Source organism: Yersinia sp. Marseille-Q3913 (genome assembly GCF_963892745.1).
Classification (GTDB): Bacteria; Pseudomonadota; Gammaproteobacteria; order Enterobacterales; family Enterobacteriaceae; genus Yersinia; species Yersinia bercovieri.
This window is the reverse complement of the sequence record NZ_CAWQAF010000055.1, coordinates 24,165-39,533: the sequence shown is the minus strand read 5'-3', so window position 1 is coordinate 39,533 and position 15,369 is coordinate 24,165. Positions and strand designations below refer to the sequence as shown.

Below are 15,369 nucleotides of genomic sequence, written 5' to 3'. Positions count from 1 at the left end.
CAGCAAGGGCGTCAATGCGGCTACCAGCGTGCTTTTAAAAGGTTTGGCTGAATACCGGCTATGGCTCGGGTGTTGCCATAGTCCTTAGCTGCGATCCCGGCTTCGAACTCTTCCCGGAAATATTTGATCGCACTTTGTAGTGGTTCAACCGCGCCCGGCGCGTGAGCACAGAAGGTTTTGCCTGGCCCTAAGAAGCGGCACAGCTGCTCTAGTGTCTCAATGTCGCCCGGCTGACCTTCGCCGCGCTCCAGTGCGCGCAGGATCTTCACGCTCCATGGCAAGCCATCGCGGCACGGGGTACACCAGCCACAGGATTCACGGGCAAAGAACTCTTCCAGATTGCGCACCAAAGGCACCATGCCAATTTCGTGGTCTACCGCCATCGCCAGCGCGGTGCCTAAACGGCTACCTGCTTTGGCGATATTCTCGAAGTCCATCGGCAAATCCAGATGGTCAGCGGTCAGGAAGTCAGTCCCTGCCCCGCCCGGCTGCCAGGCTTTGAATTTCAGGCCATCACGCATACCACCGGCGTAATCTTCCAGAATTTCACGGGCGGTGATACCAAATGGCAATTCCCACAAACCCGGATTTTTCACCCGGCCAGAGAAGCCCATCAGTTTGGTGCCAGCATCGTTACTTTTACCGGCGGTGATCCCCTGATACCACTCAACGCCATGCTCAAGAATGGCGGGCACGTTACACAGGGTTTCCACGTTATTCACGCACGTCGGCTTACCCCAAACACCCGAAGAAGCGGGGAAAGGTGGCTTGGAACGTGGGTTGGCGCGGCGGCCTTCCAGCGAGTTAATCAGCGCGGTCTCTTCACCGCAGATATAGCGGCCAGCACCGGTATGGACTATCAGCTCAAAATCAAAGCCGCTGCCCATGATGTTTTTGCCCAGCAAGCCAGCTTCGGTTGCCTCGGCAATAGCGCGGCGCAAATTCACCGCCGCTTCGATATATTCGCCACGCAGGAAGATGTAGCCACGATAGGCTTTCAGCGCAAAGGCACTGATCAACATCCCTTCCACCAGCAGATGCGGCAATTGCTCCATCAGCAAGCGGTCTTTATAGGTGCCCGGCTCCATCTCATCGGCATTGCACAACAGATAGCGGATGTTCATGCTTTCGTCTTTCGGCATCAGGCTCCACTTCAAACCGGTGGAGAAACCTGCACCGCCGCGGCCTTTCAGACCCGCGTCTTTGACTAAGTTAACAACATCAGGTGGTGCCATGCCTTTTAAGGCTTTTTCAGCGCCCAGGTAACCGGTTTTGCTGCGATATTCATCCAGCCACACTGGCTGTTTGTCATCACGTAAACGCCAGGTCAGCGGGTGCATTTCCGGTGTCCGAATAATCTCTTTATTAAACCCCGTGGCTTTGGTAAAACCTGAATTAGCTGTCATGGATATTGCTCCAGTAACTTCTCGATATCTTCAGGTTTCAGGTAGCTGTGGGTATCGTCGTCAATCATCATGGTGGGGCCACGATCGCAGTTACCTAAACAGCAGGTTGGCAGCAGTGTAAAGCGGCCATCAAAGGTGGTTTGGCCCGGCTGAATGCTGAGTTTCTTCGAAATCGCGGCCTGAATCCCCTGATAACCGGTGATATGGCACACCACACTGTCACAGTAGCGGATCACATGACGCCCTACCGGTTGGCGGAAGATCTGACTGTAGAATGTGGCTACCCCTTCAACATCACTGGCCGGGATACCCAGCACTTCAGCAATGGCGTGAATCGCCCCATCCGGCACCCAGCCACGCCCTTTCTGCACGATTTTCAGTGCTTCGATTGACGCAGCGCGGGCATCTTCGTAATGGTGCTTTTCATGTTCGATAGCATCACGTTCTTCAGCACTCAACTCGAAAACGTCAGTTGTAGTCGCCGGTTCAGCCGCATTGACTGCCAAGTCCACCACATCTTGGTTCTCTTTTTGATCCTGAGTCTCTTTTTGGTCACTCATAATTAGCGGTCCACATCAGACATTACAAAATCGATACTGCCCAGATAGACAATCAAGTCAGATACCAGGCTGCCACGGATAACCGATGGGATCTGCTGCAAATGAGCATAGCTTGGTGTACGTATCCGAGTGCGATAGCTCATGGTGCTGGCATCACTGGTCAGATAGTAGCTGTTGATCCCTTTGGTCGCTTCAACCATTTGGAATGATTCGTTAGCTGGCATCACCGGACCCCATGACACTTGCAGGAAGTGGGTGATCAGCGTTTCGATATGTTGAAGCGTGCGCTCTTTCGGCGGCGGTGTGGTCAGCGGGTGGTCAGCCTTGAATGGCCCCTCTGGCATGTTTTTATAACACTGCTCCAGAATGCGCAGGCTTTGACGCAACTCCTCCACTTTCAACATCACGCGGTCATAACAGTCGCCGTTATTACCGATGGGCACTTCAAAATCAAAATTTTCGTAGCCGGAGTATGGACGCCATTTACGCACATCAAACTCAACACCCGTCGCACGTAAACCAGCACCGGTAACGCCCCACTCCAACGCCTCTTTGGAATTATAGGCGGCAACACCCACAGAACGCCCTTTCAGGATGCTATTCTGCAATGCCGCTTTGACGTAGGAGTCCAGACGTTTTGGCATCCAGTCGAGGAAGTCACGCAGCAGACGATCCCAACCACGCGGCAGGTCATGTGCCACGCCACCAATCCGGAACCAGGCCGGGTGCATACGGAAACCGGTGATCGCTTCAACCAAATCGTACACTTTCTGACGGTCAGTAAAGGCGAAGAACACCGGCGTCATTGCGCCAACGTCCTGGATAAAGGTACTGATGTAGAGTAAGTGACTGTTGATACGGAAGAGTTCGGATAACATCACGCGAATGGTGTCGACCCGCTCTGGCACTTTGATACCGGCCAGTTTTTCCACTGCCAATACGTATGGCATTTCGTTGACGCAGCCGCCGAGGTACTCGATGCGGTCGGTGTACGGAATATAGCTGTGCCAGGATTGGCGCTCGCCCATCTTTTCCGCGCCACGGTGGTGATAGCCCACATCCGGCACGCAATCGACAATTTCTTCACCATCAAGCTGCAACACGATACGGAATGCACCGTGTGAAGAGGGGTGGTTCGGGCCGAGGTTAAGGAACATAAAGTCCTCGTTTTCGGTCCCGCGCTTCATACCCCAATCTTCCGGTTTGAAGGTCAGTGACTCCATCTCCAGATCCTCTTTCTGCTTGGTCAGCACAAAGGGATCGAACTCGGTAGCACGGGCTGGGTAATCTTTACGCAGCGGGTGACCTTCCCAGCTCTGCGGCATCATAATGCGCGTCAGATGTGGGTGACCATCAAAGGTAATACCGAACATCTCCCAAGTTTCCCGCTCATACCAGTTGGCATTAGGGAAAATCTTGGTGGCTGTGGACACGTGCAAGTCTTTTTCAGACAGCGCCACTTTCAGCATGATGTCGCGGTTGCGTTCGATGGAGAGCAGATGATAGAAAACAGAAAAATCCGCTTCAGGAAGACCCTGGCGGTGAGTACGCAGGCGCTCATCCACACCATGTAAGTCAAACAGCATGACGTAAGGCTTAGGCTGTTTTCTTAAGAACGACATTATTTCCAGCAATTGTTCACGCTTCACCCATACCACGGGCATACCGGTACGGGTCGCTTGAACAACAAAGGCCTCAGGCCCAAAACGGTTCGACAGTTCACCAATCACCGGATCATCAAGATGTGAGCTGGTCTGCCATGCTGGCTGGGTGCTGTCGGACGTCGTTAAATCGGTCATTATTTATTTACCACACTGTTTTTTCACCACACTGAATGTGTCATTTTGTGGTCATTTGCCGCACACATGTTCTGGATAAAAACAATTCCATCCAAAAACAAATCACTTACGCACAAAAAATCCAACACCGAAAGTCGGGTTAGATCTCGTCAGGTGTACGCAAGTTAGTTACTGCAATTCGTTCAGCATGCTTACGTTCTCTTTCTGGCTGCATATTGGCGCGGTAAACACCTTGATCACCCACAACCCAAGAGAGAGGACGGCGCTCTTTACCAATAGACTCCTGTAGCAGCAACAGTGCTTGCATATAAGCTTCCGGGCGCGGTGGACAGCCAGGAATATACACGTCTACTGGTAGGAATTTATCCACGCCTTGTACCACGGAGTAGATATCGTACATGCCGCCTGAGTTGGCACAGGCCCCCATGGAGATAACCCATTTTGGCTCGAGCATTTGTTCATACAGACGCTGAATAACCGGGGCCATTTTGGTGAAGCACGTACCGGCCACCACCATGAAGTCGGCCTGGCGCGGAGAAGCACGCAGAACTTCTGCACCGAAACGGGCCACGTCATGTACCGCAGTGAACGAGGTCACCATCTCGACATAACAACAAGAGAGGCCGAAGTTATACGGCCAAAGAGAGTTCTTACGCCCCCAGTTCACCATGTCATGCATGGCGTTCTCAAGTTTACCCATGTAAACACTACGGTGGACATGTTGCTCGAGAGGATCGCCGCTGACGGTTTCCTGAGTTTGCAGGGGGTAACGGTCGTTCTCACCGTTAGGGTCTATGCGGGTGAGCGTATAGTCCATGTTAATGCCTCGCTGTATTTATTGGCGTATATCTGGATGACTGCTGGCGTATTTGACTATGCTCGGTTTGCTCACGCGGCGATTAGAGCGCACAGGAGTCCAATCTAGAGCGCCGATACGCACCAGATAAACCAAACCAGCCAAAAGCACCAAAATGAAAATGGTTGCTTCGATAAAGCCTACCCAGCCGCTCTCACGAATTGAGATTGACCACGCATACAGGTACAGGGCTTCAACATCGAAAATAACGAAAAACATGGCGACCAGGTAAAACTTGGCAGATAAGCGCATACGCGCTGAACCTACCGAGTCAATACCAGACTCATAGGGGACGTTTTTGGCACGGGCCCGAGCTCTCCCGCCCAGGAAGAACGCACCCAACAGCATCAAACCGCACAGTCCGATTGCGCCAATCAGGAATACAGCGAACGCCCAATGATGAGCGATAACTTCAGTGGTTGTTGACATACGCATTGCTTACTCATCAAAAGTGGTGTCGGACATCCTGCTCTTGTATTGGCAGTTAGTGCACCACATCGATTCAAAGGGAAGGATAAAAACCACACAAAACACACTGTCTTTACAACTGTTTAGCCAGTGTTTTACTGTGGGCTTTTTACTCCTTTCGGTAACCTTTTGTCAACTTAGACAAAAGTAACTACAGATTAATTTACAAGTGCACGATCTTACTTAACATTTGGTGCGAACTCGTAAGCTAAATCGAGTCAGTAATTTGTTAAGTCAGAACATACACATATAAGCCAACCAGTATAGTTCGCATTAACTATACCATTGTCTCAGGAATAACCGGTTCTTCCACTCACTAGCTAGGGGTATTTTTTTGATCCAGAACACGTTTTGAGTGTTATTTAATAAATATTCACTATGAAAAGTTGCACGTTAATATTTATTAATAATGAAACGATGTTTTGATTAAATTAATTCGCCAATAAATGAGAATGAATATTAGTTACGTTTATCTTTAGTTAACGTCATTTTTCTTATGTCGATAAACAGCCATAAGTAAATAAAACGACGTTCTGAGCATAAAATTAATATGAGACAGGAATAAATCTGATTTTTATTATCAAATAAATTAAAAAGCCCCTAAAATTAGGGGCTTACAATATAGTGTTTGTGTTGAACTCTTAACTTATATCGTCTATTAGATAATCAGAATCCAGAACCCGATCTGAGTCAGACTGTAAACCATGTTGATGACCCGCCTGCATGGCATCGAAAATGGCTAATGCCAATTCATTGTCACACTGACTGCTTTTACAGAGTGAATAGTGAGTTTCAGGCAGGCGAGGTAGCCCTTCTGTTTCACCCAGCACCCGTAAATCAGGACTCATCATCTCTATCGGTCTGGCGGTCACCCCCAGCCCTGCCCTAACTGCCGCTCTAATGGCAGAAAGCGAAGAGGCAACATAGGCTATCCGCCATGCAATACCCGCTTTGGTGAGATGCTCTATTGCCATATCACGGAAAGGGCTTGGCTCATCCATCACCACTAAAGGAACTGACTCGCCGGGCTGGAACTGATAGTCGGCGGAACAGTACCAAAGTGTCGGTGATGTTCTCAAAATTACATGAGGATGAGTGTCGACCTTAGCCGTCGTAATAGCCAGATTCACCTCGCTAGTATTTAGCATATCGGCGATAAGCGGGCTGCGTTTTACCCGCACATCTATCGCCAGCCGAGGATATAGCGTCGCCACCCGGTTCAGCAAAAAGGGTAACAGCGTATCGGCAGTATCATCAGATGCACCAATAACGAGCGACCCTTCTATATTGCTGTACATGAGTGACGTACAGGCTTCATCGTTAAAACGTAAAATTTTTCTGGCATAGCCGAGTAACTGGAGACCATGTTCAGTGAGTAATTTGTTACGCCCATGACGGGCAAATAACTCCTTACCAACTAACTGTTCTAACCGTTGCATTTGTTGGCTAACCGCTGACTGAGTTCGACAAACCGCTGCAGCAGCAGAGGCAAAAGTATTCAAGTCAGCAACAGCTACAAAGGTTCTAAGCAGATCGAGGTCGAGATTAATTATCGGACGATTTGCATTTGTCATAGTGTATTCTTCACTTTTTTGAATTCTAATTACAAACTACCCTGGTGTTTAAGTATTAGCGCCATCAATAAGGGACAACGCTAAGTATGACAGTACCCCACTCATTAGAGTAGGGCAAAAAATTTACTTATATTTCGTTACCGCTATCTCTTTTTAAAAAAAACTATTGGCTAAGTTATGCAGTTGTTTGTGAATACGCTCATAAAAAACCACTAAATCTTCGATTACTGAAGATTTTTTTGCTTCAGTAATCTCACTATTCGAGGCTGATTATAAGAGTTGGAGACCCATTTTAATTAAAAGGCCAAGACTATCTAACTGAAATAATATTAAAAAATCTCAATGTATTACTCTGCACTTTTTTTATCTAACTTAGGTAATTCAAACAGTAACGATTGATAACCATTAAGATCCTCTAAGTTAACATTAATTATTCTTAATAGTTTTCCTATTTACAAATTTATCCTAACCCACACCGCAAGAATATGTATGATGATATAAACTGTTGGATTGAGATTCTTGCCTTTAAAAGGCAGCATCAATAGGGAGGGTTAACCACCATAACGGCAACTCTTTGTTGCAAAGAGAATCCCCTTCCCTCTGTAAAAGCTATTTTTTTGTTAGCTATTGTGTATATCCAAATCGGCCAGGATAAAACTTCAGATAAATTCATCAATCACGCATAACTGATAAGGGCATAACGGTAAAATACCATTAATGTCATTTCCCGCTTTCGGCCAACCCTCATTTGAAATAAAAACAGCCATTCGCGCTAAAGATGTGCATAGAACTTCAAAAAGCAGCGGCGTCGGAGTACATTGAATGCCTTGCAGTGTTCCACGCTGAGGACACGCTTTTACCAGCAAAAGGCTCAATTTTTTATGTCCCCCATTGAGAAATCCAACAAGCTGGACAACGTTTGTTACGACATTCGTGGCCCAGTGCTAAAAGAAGCTAAGCGTCTTGAAGAAGAGGGTAATAAGGTTCTGAAACTGAACATCGGCAACCCTGCCCCGTTTGGTTTCGATGCACCAGATGAAATTCTGGTGGATGTGATCCGTAATTTGCCAACGGCACAAGGCTATTGCGACTCCAAAGGCCTATTTTCGGCGCGCAAAGCCATTATGCAGCACTATCAGGCCCGTGATATGCGCGACCTGACAGTCGAGGATATCTACATTGGGAATGGTGTTTCTGAGCTGATCGTGCAATCCATGCAGGCATTGCTGAACATCGGCGATGAAATGTTGGTGCCAGCACCGGATTACCCGTTATGGACAGCGGCGGTTTCGCTGTCAAGCGGTAAAGCCGTGCACTATATGTGTGATGAAGAGTCGGGCTGGTTCCCTGATTTGGATGATATCCGCAGCAAAATCACCCCGCGTACCCGTGGGATTGTGATTATCAATCCGAACAATCCGACTGGCGCGGTATACAGCAAAGAGCTGTTGCTGGAGATTGTCGAAATCGCCCGCCAGAACGACCTGATTATTTTCGCCGATGAGATCTACGATAAGATTTTATATGACGAAGCGCAGCATCACTCTATTGCTGCACTGGCACCTGACTTACTGACCGTCACCTTCAATGGTTTGTCCAAGACTTACCGCGTTGCTGGTTTCCGGCAGGGCTGGATGGTACTGAACGGGCCGAAAAAGCACGCCAAAGGTTATATTGAAGGCTTGGAAATGCTGGCGTCAATGCGGCTGTGTGCCAACGTGCCAATGCAACATGCGATTCAAACTGCGCTGGGCGGCTATCAAAGTATCAGTGAGTTTATCCAACCGGGTGGGCGTTTATATGAACAACGTGATCGCGCCTGGGAGCTGATTAACCAGATACCCGGTGTGTCCTGCGTGAAACCTCAAGGCGCACTGTATATGTTCCCACGCATTGATCAGAAACGTTTTAACCTGAAAGACGATCAAAAGCTGGTATTGGATCTGCTGTTGCAGGAAAAAGTATTGTTGGTGCAAGGCAGTGCCTTTAACTGGCCGTATCCCGATCATGTGCGGATTGTAACCCTACCCCGCGTGGACGAACTGGAAATGGCGGTTGGCAAGTTGGGACGCTTCCTGGAAAGCTATCACCAATAATTGCTATTATAATAGTTATGAATGACAAATAATATAATGAATTAATAAAAATATTATTTGTCATAAATATTCATCTAGCTAAATATACATTTCACATCATCTTGTAATATACCCAGTATTGGGTGTGGAATAGTTAAAAAATCTATCTAAACTAATTTGACTCATCCAAAAGTGAGTCTAATAGACTTGAGTAGCATTGATAAAAACTTTATTAATTTTATATTTAAAACACAGAATGCAACACATCAGATTTATCAAACTTACCATGCATATAAAATATACAAAAGGTGATTATTATGAAATATATAAAATCGATATCGCTATGTGGTTGTTTACTCTCGGCTCTCCTTGTAATGGCTCCCATTACAGGACAGGCCCAGCTACTGAGACCTGATCATATACCGAGACCTGCATTTTGTACTAAACCGGTACATAAATGGAATGTACATGATATTCTTATGGCACCGCTTAGAGGGTTTATGATTATATTTAATCGCTCATGTGACTAAATAAGTTATAACATCTCTGTAGTTAACACCTATTCAAGTCTATTTCAATTTATAGTTTTCAAAGTTATAATTTTTCTAAAAAAACGGCCGGTAATATAAGTCGCAATAGGATTTAATTCCCTACTTAGAAATAATGGCGTAGAAATCATCAGTTATATAATACTGAAAAATTAATGATTAATTAGTATTATCGGTCAAGACTGTCAGCAAGTGAACTTAAACAATCAGTCAATTGGTTGAGATGTGCGCAGCCACCGCACTGCAACTTCAAGCACGATGGGTATATAATGTCGCTACAGAGCCATCTCGGCATCCTATGGTTGCCGATAGAGAATTGAGATTAACATGAGCCACTTTTTTGCCCATCTATCCCGTTTGAAGCTGATTAACCGCTGGCCGCTGATGCGCAATGTCCGCACTGAAAATGTGTCTGAGCACAGCTTGCAGGTGGCATTCGTCGCTCATGCGTTAGCCATCATTAAAAATCGTAAATTTAATGGTAATCTCAATGCCGACCGTATCGCACTGCTGGCGATGTACCACGATGCCAGCGAAGTGATTACCGGGGATTTACCTACACCTATCAAGTATTACAACCCGCAGATTGCCCATGAATACAAGAAGATAGAGAAAGTCGCACAGCAAAAACTGATCGAAATGCTGCCGGCAGAGTTGCAGCACGATTTTCGCTGTCTGCTCGATGAGCACTACTACAGCGAAGAAGAAAAAGCACTGGTTAAACAAGCCGATGCCCTGTGCGCTTACCTCAAATGTCTGGAGGAGCTATCCGCAGGCAACAACGAATTCATTCAAGCCAAAGCACGGTTAGAGAAAACCCTCGCCATGCGCCAAAGCCCAGAGATGGATTATTTTATGGAAGTATTCGTCCCTAGCTTCAGCCTCTCACTTGATGAAATCAGCCTCGACTCACTGGATTGACCAGCAATTCATCATTTGGGGTTTTAGGTTTTTATCTTAAAAGCATATTTTAGCTGCCGAGTGAAGATTGTAGGCAAAGAAAACGGGCAGGAGTAAATGGATTAGCCACAGTCATTGGCGTTACAGGGGCAGCGAGTACCGCTAACCCTCTGTAACCTCAAGAACGAAGGATAATCAAAACGGAAATAGCACCGGCACCACCATCACACTCACAATCATCACTAATATCGTAAATGGCACCCCCATGCGGACAAAATCACCAAATTTATAGCCGCCGGGGCCTAAAACCAGGGTATTAACCGGCGAGGAGACCGGCGTCATAAATGCAGCCGACGCGGCGATACCAATAATCATGGCGAATGGATACGGGGAAAGTGACATCTCACGGGCAGCCGCAATCGCGATTGGGGCCATCAATACCGCCGTTGCCGTATTGGAGATAAACAGTCCAATCGTGGCGCAAAGCACAAACAAGCACAGTAACATCACGCGCGGCCCCATCCCACCGGCCACATCCATTAGCCCCTGCACAATCAAATCTACCCCACCGGTTTTCTGGAGGGCCTGCGCAAAGGGCATCATCCCGATAATCAGAATTAAGCTCGGCCAATGGATCGAGCGGTAAGCACTCTCCATATCAATGCAACGGAACTGCCCCATCAACAGACAGGCCACCAATGCCGCAATCACATTCGGCACTTCATCAGTCAGCATCATCGCGACCATCAACGCCAGACAGAACAGAGCATGAGGCGCTTGGGAGATGGCAGGAGCCACTTCGTCAACTTCAGCAGGCAGATTCAGCACGATAAAATCGCGCGTTTTTTGCTGCAACTGGCGGATCAGTTTCCAATCACCAATCACCAGTAAGATATCGCCAAACTGTAATTTCTCATCGACCAGTTTGCCTTCCAAAGTTTTACCGTTGCGACGGATACCCACCACATTCAGGCCATAGCGGGTGCGGAAGGTGACCTCACGTAAGCTGTTGCCCAATAAGGCGGAGTCAGGAATAAGCGACACTTCAGCCATCCCGACGTTGCGGGACTGCTCGGAGAAATATTCACCGCGCAGCACCAGTGGCTCTAGCATTTGCTCAGTACAGAACTCGCGCAAATCGACGTCGCAATCGGACATATCAATGAGCAGCACATCGTTTTCGTGCAGCTCCGATGAACTGGTGGCGCTGACCATCACGCGTCGAAAGCGCTTCCAACGTTCGATCCCCACCACGTTGGCACCATAGCGAGCGCGCAGATGCAGCTCATCGAGTGAGCGACCAATCAGCGGGGAGTTGTGGCGGATAGCCAGGCGGCGAGCGCGGCCTGTCAGCTTATAATCGCGGATAAGATCACGAAAGGTGCGGCGCTTCCACTGATCTTTTTCTGAGTGCTCCTGTTTGCCCCCCAGCCAGCGGCGGGCCACTAACATATAAGCGACCCCCATCAGTAAAATGATGATGCCTATCGGGGTGACGCCGAAGAAGCCAAATCCTTTAATGCCTTCCCGCAGCAATTCGCTGTTGACTACCATGTTTGGTGGCGTCGCGACCAGTGTCATCATGCCACTAATCAGGCCAGCAAAACTCAGGGGCATCATTAATCGCCCCGGCGAGATTTTCATCCGGCTGGCAACACTCAGTACCACCGGGATAAATATCGCCACCACACCGGTCGAGCTCATAAAAGCGCCCAAACCGGCGACGGTAACCATCAATAACGCCAGCATTTTGGTTTCACTGTGGCCCGCGACTTTCACCAGCCAATCCCCGACCTGATAGGCAACACCGGTTCTAACTAACCCATCACCAATAACAAACAGCGCCGCGATCAATATCACATTGGGGTCGCTGAATCCGCTGGTGGCCTCAGCAAGAGACAAGGTGCCACTCATCACAAAGGCGATAATCACCAACAACGCCACGACATCCATTCGCAATTTATTGGTGGTAAACAGCACAATAGCTATCAGCAGTAGCGTCAACACCCACAATAGTTCGCTGTTCAAAATGGCCTCGTTGGCAAAAAGTGAAGAGAAATTTCCGGTTTTGGCAGTAAAGCATTAAATTCAGCAGCGGCCGCTGTCCAAGATCAATAATGGCCTGCTAATTTATGAGCTTACCACTCAATAAGTCTATTAATCGTACTTTTTTTCAGAAAAAACAGTCATCAATTTGTGATGCACTATTCACCAGTTAAAAAAATGTCACTGAAACATTCAGATATTCATGTGCATTTAACCGCCTGACTATACTGATAATAGTCAATGGCGAGCAGTCATTGGATTCTCTGGGCGGGAGCAGTGAATGATTAATATTACGGATTATCCGATTGTCCTTTTTCTGCTGTCATGTGGGCTGTTGTATAGCGCCGCCTATATCGGTCAGGCTTTCTTTCGACGTGGGCGGGATCTGGACGATAATATCCGCGAAAATTTTACCGTTATCCAAGGGGCGACACTCACCCTGCTAGGCCTGATTATTGGTTTCAGTTTTTCGATGGCCATCAATCGCTACGATCAGCGTAAGAATTATGAGGAGGCGGAAGCCAATGCGATCGGCACTGAATATCTGCGTACCGATTATTTGCCTGCGGCATCCAGCGCCACCACCAAAGCGCTATTAGTGCACTATCTTGATCAACGGATACTTTTCTATACCACGCGCAATGAAACCCATCTAACGGCGATTAATAACCAAACCAATCAACTGGAGAGCGCCCTGTGGGTTGAGTTGCTGGAATCGGTGAATCAGCGCCCTGATCCCGTCAGAGCTTTGGTGGTTTCGGGGATGAATGATGTTTTAAATTCAGCGGGTTACACGCAGGCCGCTTGGTGGAATAGAATTCCGCACGCCGCCTGGCTGTTGATGCTGATTATTGCGGTTTGTAGCTGCACTCTGGTGGGATATGGTTCCAAACAGGGCAAAAATGGCAAGATCATGACCTTGATATTGCCACTGGTGATTTCGTTCTCTTTTATGTTAATCGCCGATATTGATAGCCCACGCGGTGGGATTATTCGCGTGAAGCCGCAAAACCTGCACAGTCTGGAAGAGAGTTTGCCGCCTCTCATCCACCCGCAGCAATAAAGCAAAAGAGCGCCAGCTGGCGCTCTGAGGTTAATGACAAAGTGTCAGCGGCGGAGAGGACAGGTAGATCGTAAAGACGCCGTAAATCCATCCATGGAGGCTCGAGCCGCGCCATCCCTGGCGCGGACGCTTTACTCTTCTATCTGCCCTCACCTCTTGAGATCGAGTCGTCGAGGTTTGTCAGCAGCCTGAGATCGGTTAAGCATAATCCATCCGGCGAACAATGGCCCCATTCGCGGTGGCTGCAACAGCAATTTGCTCAAGTGATGTGAGCACCAGATCAACCTGATCCAGTTTTGGCGTGTCAGCAGGTGCATTCACCGCAATCACTTTGCAGCCCGCCGCCAGCCCTGACAAAATCCCCGCTGGCGCATCTTCCACCACGATGCAATCCGCAGGTGCCAGTCCTAAACCCTCAGCCCCCAACAGATAGGCATCAGGCTTGGGTTTTCCGTGTTTCACCAGTTCGGCGGTGACAAAAACTTTAGGTTCCGGCAAATGGCCCGCGGCACGGCGCGCTGAGGCAACCGGCACCGAACCTGAGGTTACAATCGCCCAGGGGATCGACAGAGTGTTCAGCCGCTCCAACAGTGCGACAGCCCCCGGCAGGGCGGTCACACCATCAGTGTCGTTGGCTTCAATGTGCTCTAATGCCAGAAACTCGGCCTGAAGTTCAGCATCACTTGCGCCTGGCATAAAATGGCGAAGAGAGGTAATTGCTTGTTTGCCATGGATAAAATCTAGTACTTCCGATGGATTGATACCGCGACTTTGCGCCCAGCCAATCCAGGCTCGTTCAACAGCAGGTAATGAATCGACCAGAGTCCCGTCCAAATCAAAAAGAAAACCTTTACACTCCACAAGCACATCCTCGTCTTTTTTTGTAAACCAATGACTTCAATCTGCCCTATCAGGCATTAATAATTTGCGAAATCTCAACGGCGCTCAAATGATATTGGCGCGGGCATGATTGCCAGATAGCCAGCATACGTTGATATTTGTCCCACATTGGGGTTTGAGAATTAAAACCGTGTGTGCCGGAGTCAAAATGGGTATAGCGCCCTTCGGTGTTGACCATAAAACGCACATAACTCAGGTAGCGGGATTCGGTGGCAGCATCGAAACCGAGGAACGCGATACGGCGCTCATCCAAATCCTGCTTATCTTTCAGATTGCCCCAGGAGACTTGCAGCGCGTGGTGCATCTCCATGATATTAATGATGGTCCGGCAAGTCTCTTCGCTCATTTCACCAAAATCGCGGTCCAGTTCACGCATCTGCAAACCAAAGCCACGTTCGACAATCGTTTGCTGGCGGCGATAGCGCTCAGCGTTTTCTGGGTCCAGCATGGTCATCATCTTGTACTGATTCGACAGAATCAATCGTTGGGCGTTGGTCATATCCATCACTAAACTCCTAAGACATAAATAATGAGGAAATCATCGCACACAGGCTTAGCCCATACTTTGATTTGACAGGGGATTTTGCGCAGCTAATCCCCTGAGGCTAGAGATCATCGAGAAACGTTTTATCCAGCTGTTTAAATGCGCGTTTCAGTACATCTGCCAGTGACTGATAAGTCGGCGTTTGTTCAACTGGCGCAACGGCCTTCCCTGCTTCAGCTAGCTTGTTACGTACTTCGTGGAACCACTGTAATAGGGTTGGCGGTAGCGGTGTAATCGCACGTTTACCTAACCACCATAAACCTTGCAGTGGTAAACCACAGGCGAACAGCGCTGTGGCGATGGCGGGGCCCAATTGGCCGCCGAGCGCTATCTGCCAGGTCAGAGTAAAGATGGCCAGCGGAGGCATAAAGCGAATGCCAAAACGTGTCGCGGTTACCACCCGATTCTCCGGAAACATCGGAGCCAGGCGCTTGTCCGCAGGCCAGGTCTTCATATAGTGCTGACCTCGTTGCAGTACTTGAAACCAATTTACGGTATCAGAGGGTTTTATTGTCATGGCTCACCTCAACTTCACAAGCAAAAATTAAAATATTTTTTGTAACCCACAAACTAAAAATTAGTCTGTTAAATATATTTTGTTTTTAGGCGACGCTATCGGTATCCTAGCTC

At 48.2% G+C, this 15,369-nt stretch carries 13 protein-coding genes; 3 read left to right on the top strand and 10 right to left on the bottom strand.

The window, feature by feature from the left end:
* Positions 1-20 precede the first annotated feature (20 nt).
* From nuoF to rovM, 6 genes are all read right to left on the bottom strand, one after another.
* Positions 21-1,406 carry an NADH-quinone oxidoreductase subunit NuoF gene (gene nuoF, locus AACW11_RS16420; protein WP_212584801.1) on the bottom strand — a complete coding sequence of 462 codons (1,386 nt, stop codon included), beginning with the start codon at positions 1,404-1,406 and terminating at the stop codon, positions 21-23.
* On the bottom strand, positions 1,403-1,966 hold the full coding sequence (gene nuoE / locus AACW11_RS16415; protein ID WP_249192767.1) for an NADH-quinone oxidoreductase subunit NuoE: 564 nt from the start codon (positions 1,964-1,966) through the stop codon (positions 1,403-1,405). Before nuoE ends, nuoF begins: the two co-directional genes overlap by 4 nt.
* A 2-nt stretch (positions 1,967-1,968) precedes the next feature.
* Positions 1,969-3,765 carry an NADH-quinone oxidoreductase subunit C/D gene (gene nuoC / locus AACW11_RS16410; protein ID WP_212584800.1) on the bottom strand — a complete coding sequence of 599 codons (1,797 nt, stop codon included), beginning with the start codon at positions 3,763-3,765 and terminating at the stop codon, positions 1,969-1,971.
* A gap of 139 nt (positions 3,766-3,904) precedes the next feature.
* Complete coding sequence (locus tag AACW11_RS16405) at positions 3,905-4,582, bottom strand: NuoB/complex I 20 kDa subunit family protein (RefSeq protein WP_002210278.1); 678 nt, start codon at positions 4,580-4,582, stop codon at positions 3,905-3,907.
* Between the two features lie 18 nt (positions 4,583-4,600).
* Complete coding sequence (gene nuoA, locus AACW11_RS16400; protein WP_032898292.1) at positions 4,601-5,056, bottom strand: NADH-quinone oxidoreductase subunit NuoA; 456 nt, start codon at positions 5,054-5,056, stop codon at positions 4,601-4,603.
* A gap of 674 nt (positions 5,057-5,730) precedes the next feature.
* A complete protein-coding gene (gene rovM, locus AACW11_RS16395) occupies positions 5,731-6,663 on the bottom strand; it encodes a virulence transcriptional regulator RovM (protein ID WP_212584799.1) in 933 nt (310 codons plus the stop codon).
* 881 nt (positions 6,664-7,544) lie between these two features.
* Here rovM and AACW11_RS16390 point away from each other — a divergent pair.
* Both AACW11_RS16390 and yfbR read left to right on the top strand, forming a co-directional pair.
* Complete coding sequence (locus tag AACW11_RS16390; RefSeq protein WP_212584798.1) at positions 7,545-8,759, top strand: pyridoxal phosphate-dependent aminotransferase; 1,215 nt, start codon at positions 7,545-7,547, stop codon at positions 8,757-8,759.
* An 854-nt stretch (positions 8,760-9,613) separates the two neighbouring features.
* On the top strand, positions 9,614-10,207 hold the full coding sequence (gene yfbR, locus AACW11_RS16385; RefSeq protein ID WP_005276407.1) for a 5'-deoxynucleotidase: 594 nt from the start codon (positions 9,614-9,616) through the stop codon (positions 10,205-10,207).
* Positions 10,208-10,381: 174 nt separating this feature from the next.
* On the opposite strand, the gene AACW11_RS16380 is transcribed toward yfbR, so the two are convergent.
* Positions 10,382-12,214: an SLC13 family permease gene (locus AACW11_RS16380; protein WP_212584797.1), complete on the bottom strand. Its 1,833-nt coding sequence runs from the start codon at positions 12,212-12,214 to the stop codon at positions 10,382-10,384.
* Positions 12,215-12,512: 298 nt separating this feature from the next.
* Here AACW11_RS16380 and AACW11_RS16375 point away from each other — a divergent pair, with 298 nt between their 5' ends.
* On the top strand, positions 12,513-13,295 hold the full coding sequence (locus AACW11_RS16375) for a bestrophin-like domain (RefSeq protein WP_212584796.1): 783 nt from the start codon (positions 12,513-12,515) through the stop codon (positions 13,293-13,295).
* Positions 13,296-13,493: 198 nt separating this feature from the next.
* Here the strand turns inward: AACW11_RS16375 and AACW11_RS16370 are convergent, their stop codons facing one another.
* The 3 genes from AACW11_RS16370 to yfbV form a co-directional block, all read right to left on the bottom strand.
* Positions 13,494-14,156: a sugar phosphatase gene (locus AACW11_RS16370; protein ID WP_212584795.1), complete on the bottom strand. Its 663-nt coding sequence runs from the start codon at positions 14,154-14,156 to the stop codon at positions 13,494-13,496.
* Between the two features lie 49 nt (positions 14,157-14,205).
* Positions 14,206-14,700, bottom strand: a complete 495-nt coding sequence (locus AACW11_RS16365) for a YfbU family protein (RefSeq protein ID WP_212584794.1) — start codon at positions 14,698-14,700, stop codon at positions 14,206-14,208.
* A gap of 100 nt (positions 14,701-14,800) precedes the next feature.
* A complete protein-coding gene (yfbV, locus tag AACW11_RS16360) occupies positions 14,801-15,256 on the bottom strand; it encodes a terminus macrodomain insulation protein YfbV (protein ID WP_212584793.1) in 456 nt (151 codons plus the stop codon).
* Between the last annotated feature and the right edge of the window lie 113 nt (positions 15,257-15,369).

Coding starts and splice junctions, on each gene's coding strand:
- nuoF (WP_212584801.1), bottom strand. CDS start 1,406: ATGACAGCTAATTCAGGTTTTACCAAAGCCACGGGGTTTAATAAAGAG.
- nuoE (WP_249192767.1), bottom strand. CDS start 1,966: ATGAGTGACCAAAAAGAGACTCAGGATCAAAAAGAGAACCAAGATGTG.
- nuoC (WP_212584800.1), bottom strand. CDS start 3,765: ATGACCGATTTAACGACGTCCGACAGCACCCAGCCAGCATGGCAGACC.
- AACW11_RS16405 (WP_002210278.1), bottom strand. CDS start 4,582: ATGGACTATACGCTCACCCGCATAGACCCTAACGGTGAGAACGACCGT.
- nuoA (WP_032898292.1), bottom strand. CDS start 5,056: ATGCGTATGTCAACAACCACTGAAGTTATCGCTCATCATTGGGCGTTC.
- rovM (WP_212584799.1), bottom strand. CDS start 6,663: ATGACAAATGCAAATCGTCCGATAATTAATCTCGACCTCGATCTGCTT.
- AACW11_RS16390 (WP_212584798.1), top strand. CDS start 7,545: ATGTCCCCCATTGAGAAATCCAACAAGCTGGACAACGTTTGTTACGAC.
- yfbR (WP_005276407.1), top strand. CDS start 9,614: ATGAGCCACTTTTTTGCCCATCTATCCCGTTTGAAGCTGATTAACCGC.
- AACW11_RS16375 (WP_212584796.1), top strand. CDS start 12,513: ATGATTAATATTACGGATTATCCGATTGTCCTTTTTCTGCTGTCATGT.
- AACW11_RS16365 (WP_212584794.1), bottom strand. CDS start 14,700: ATGGATATGACCAACGCCCAACGATTGATTCTGTCGAATCAGTACAAG.
- yfbV (WP_212584793.1), bottom strand. CDS start 15,256: ATGACAATAAAACCCTCTGATACCGTAAATTGGTTTCAAGTACTGCAA.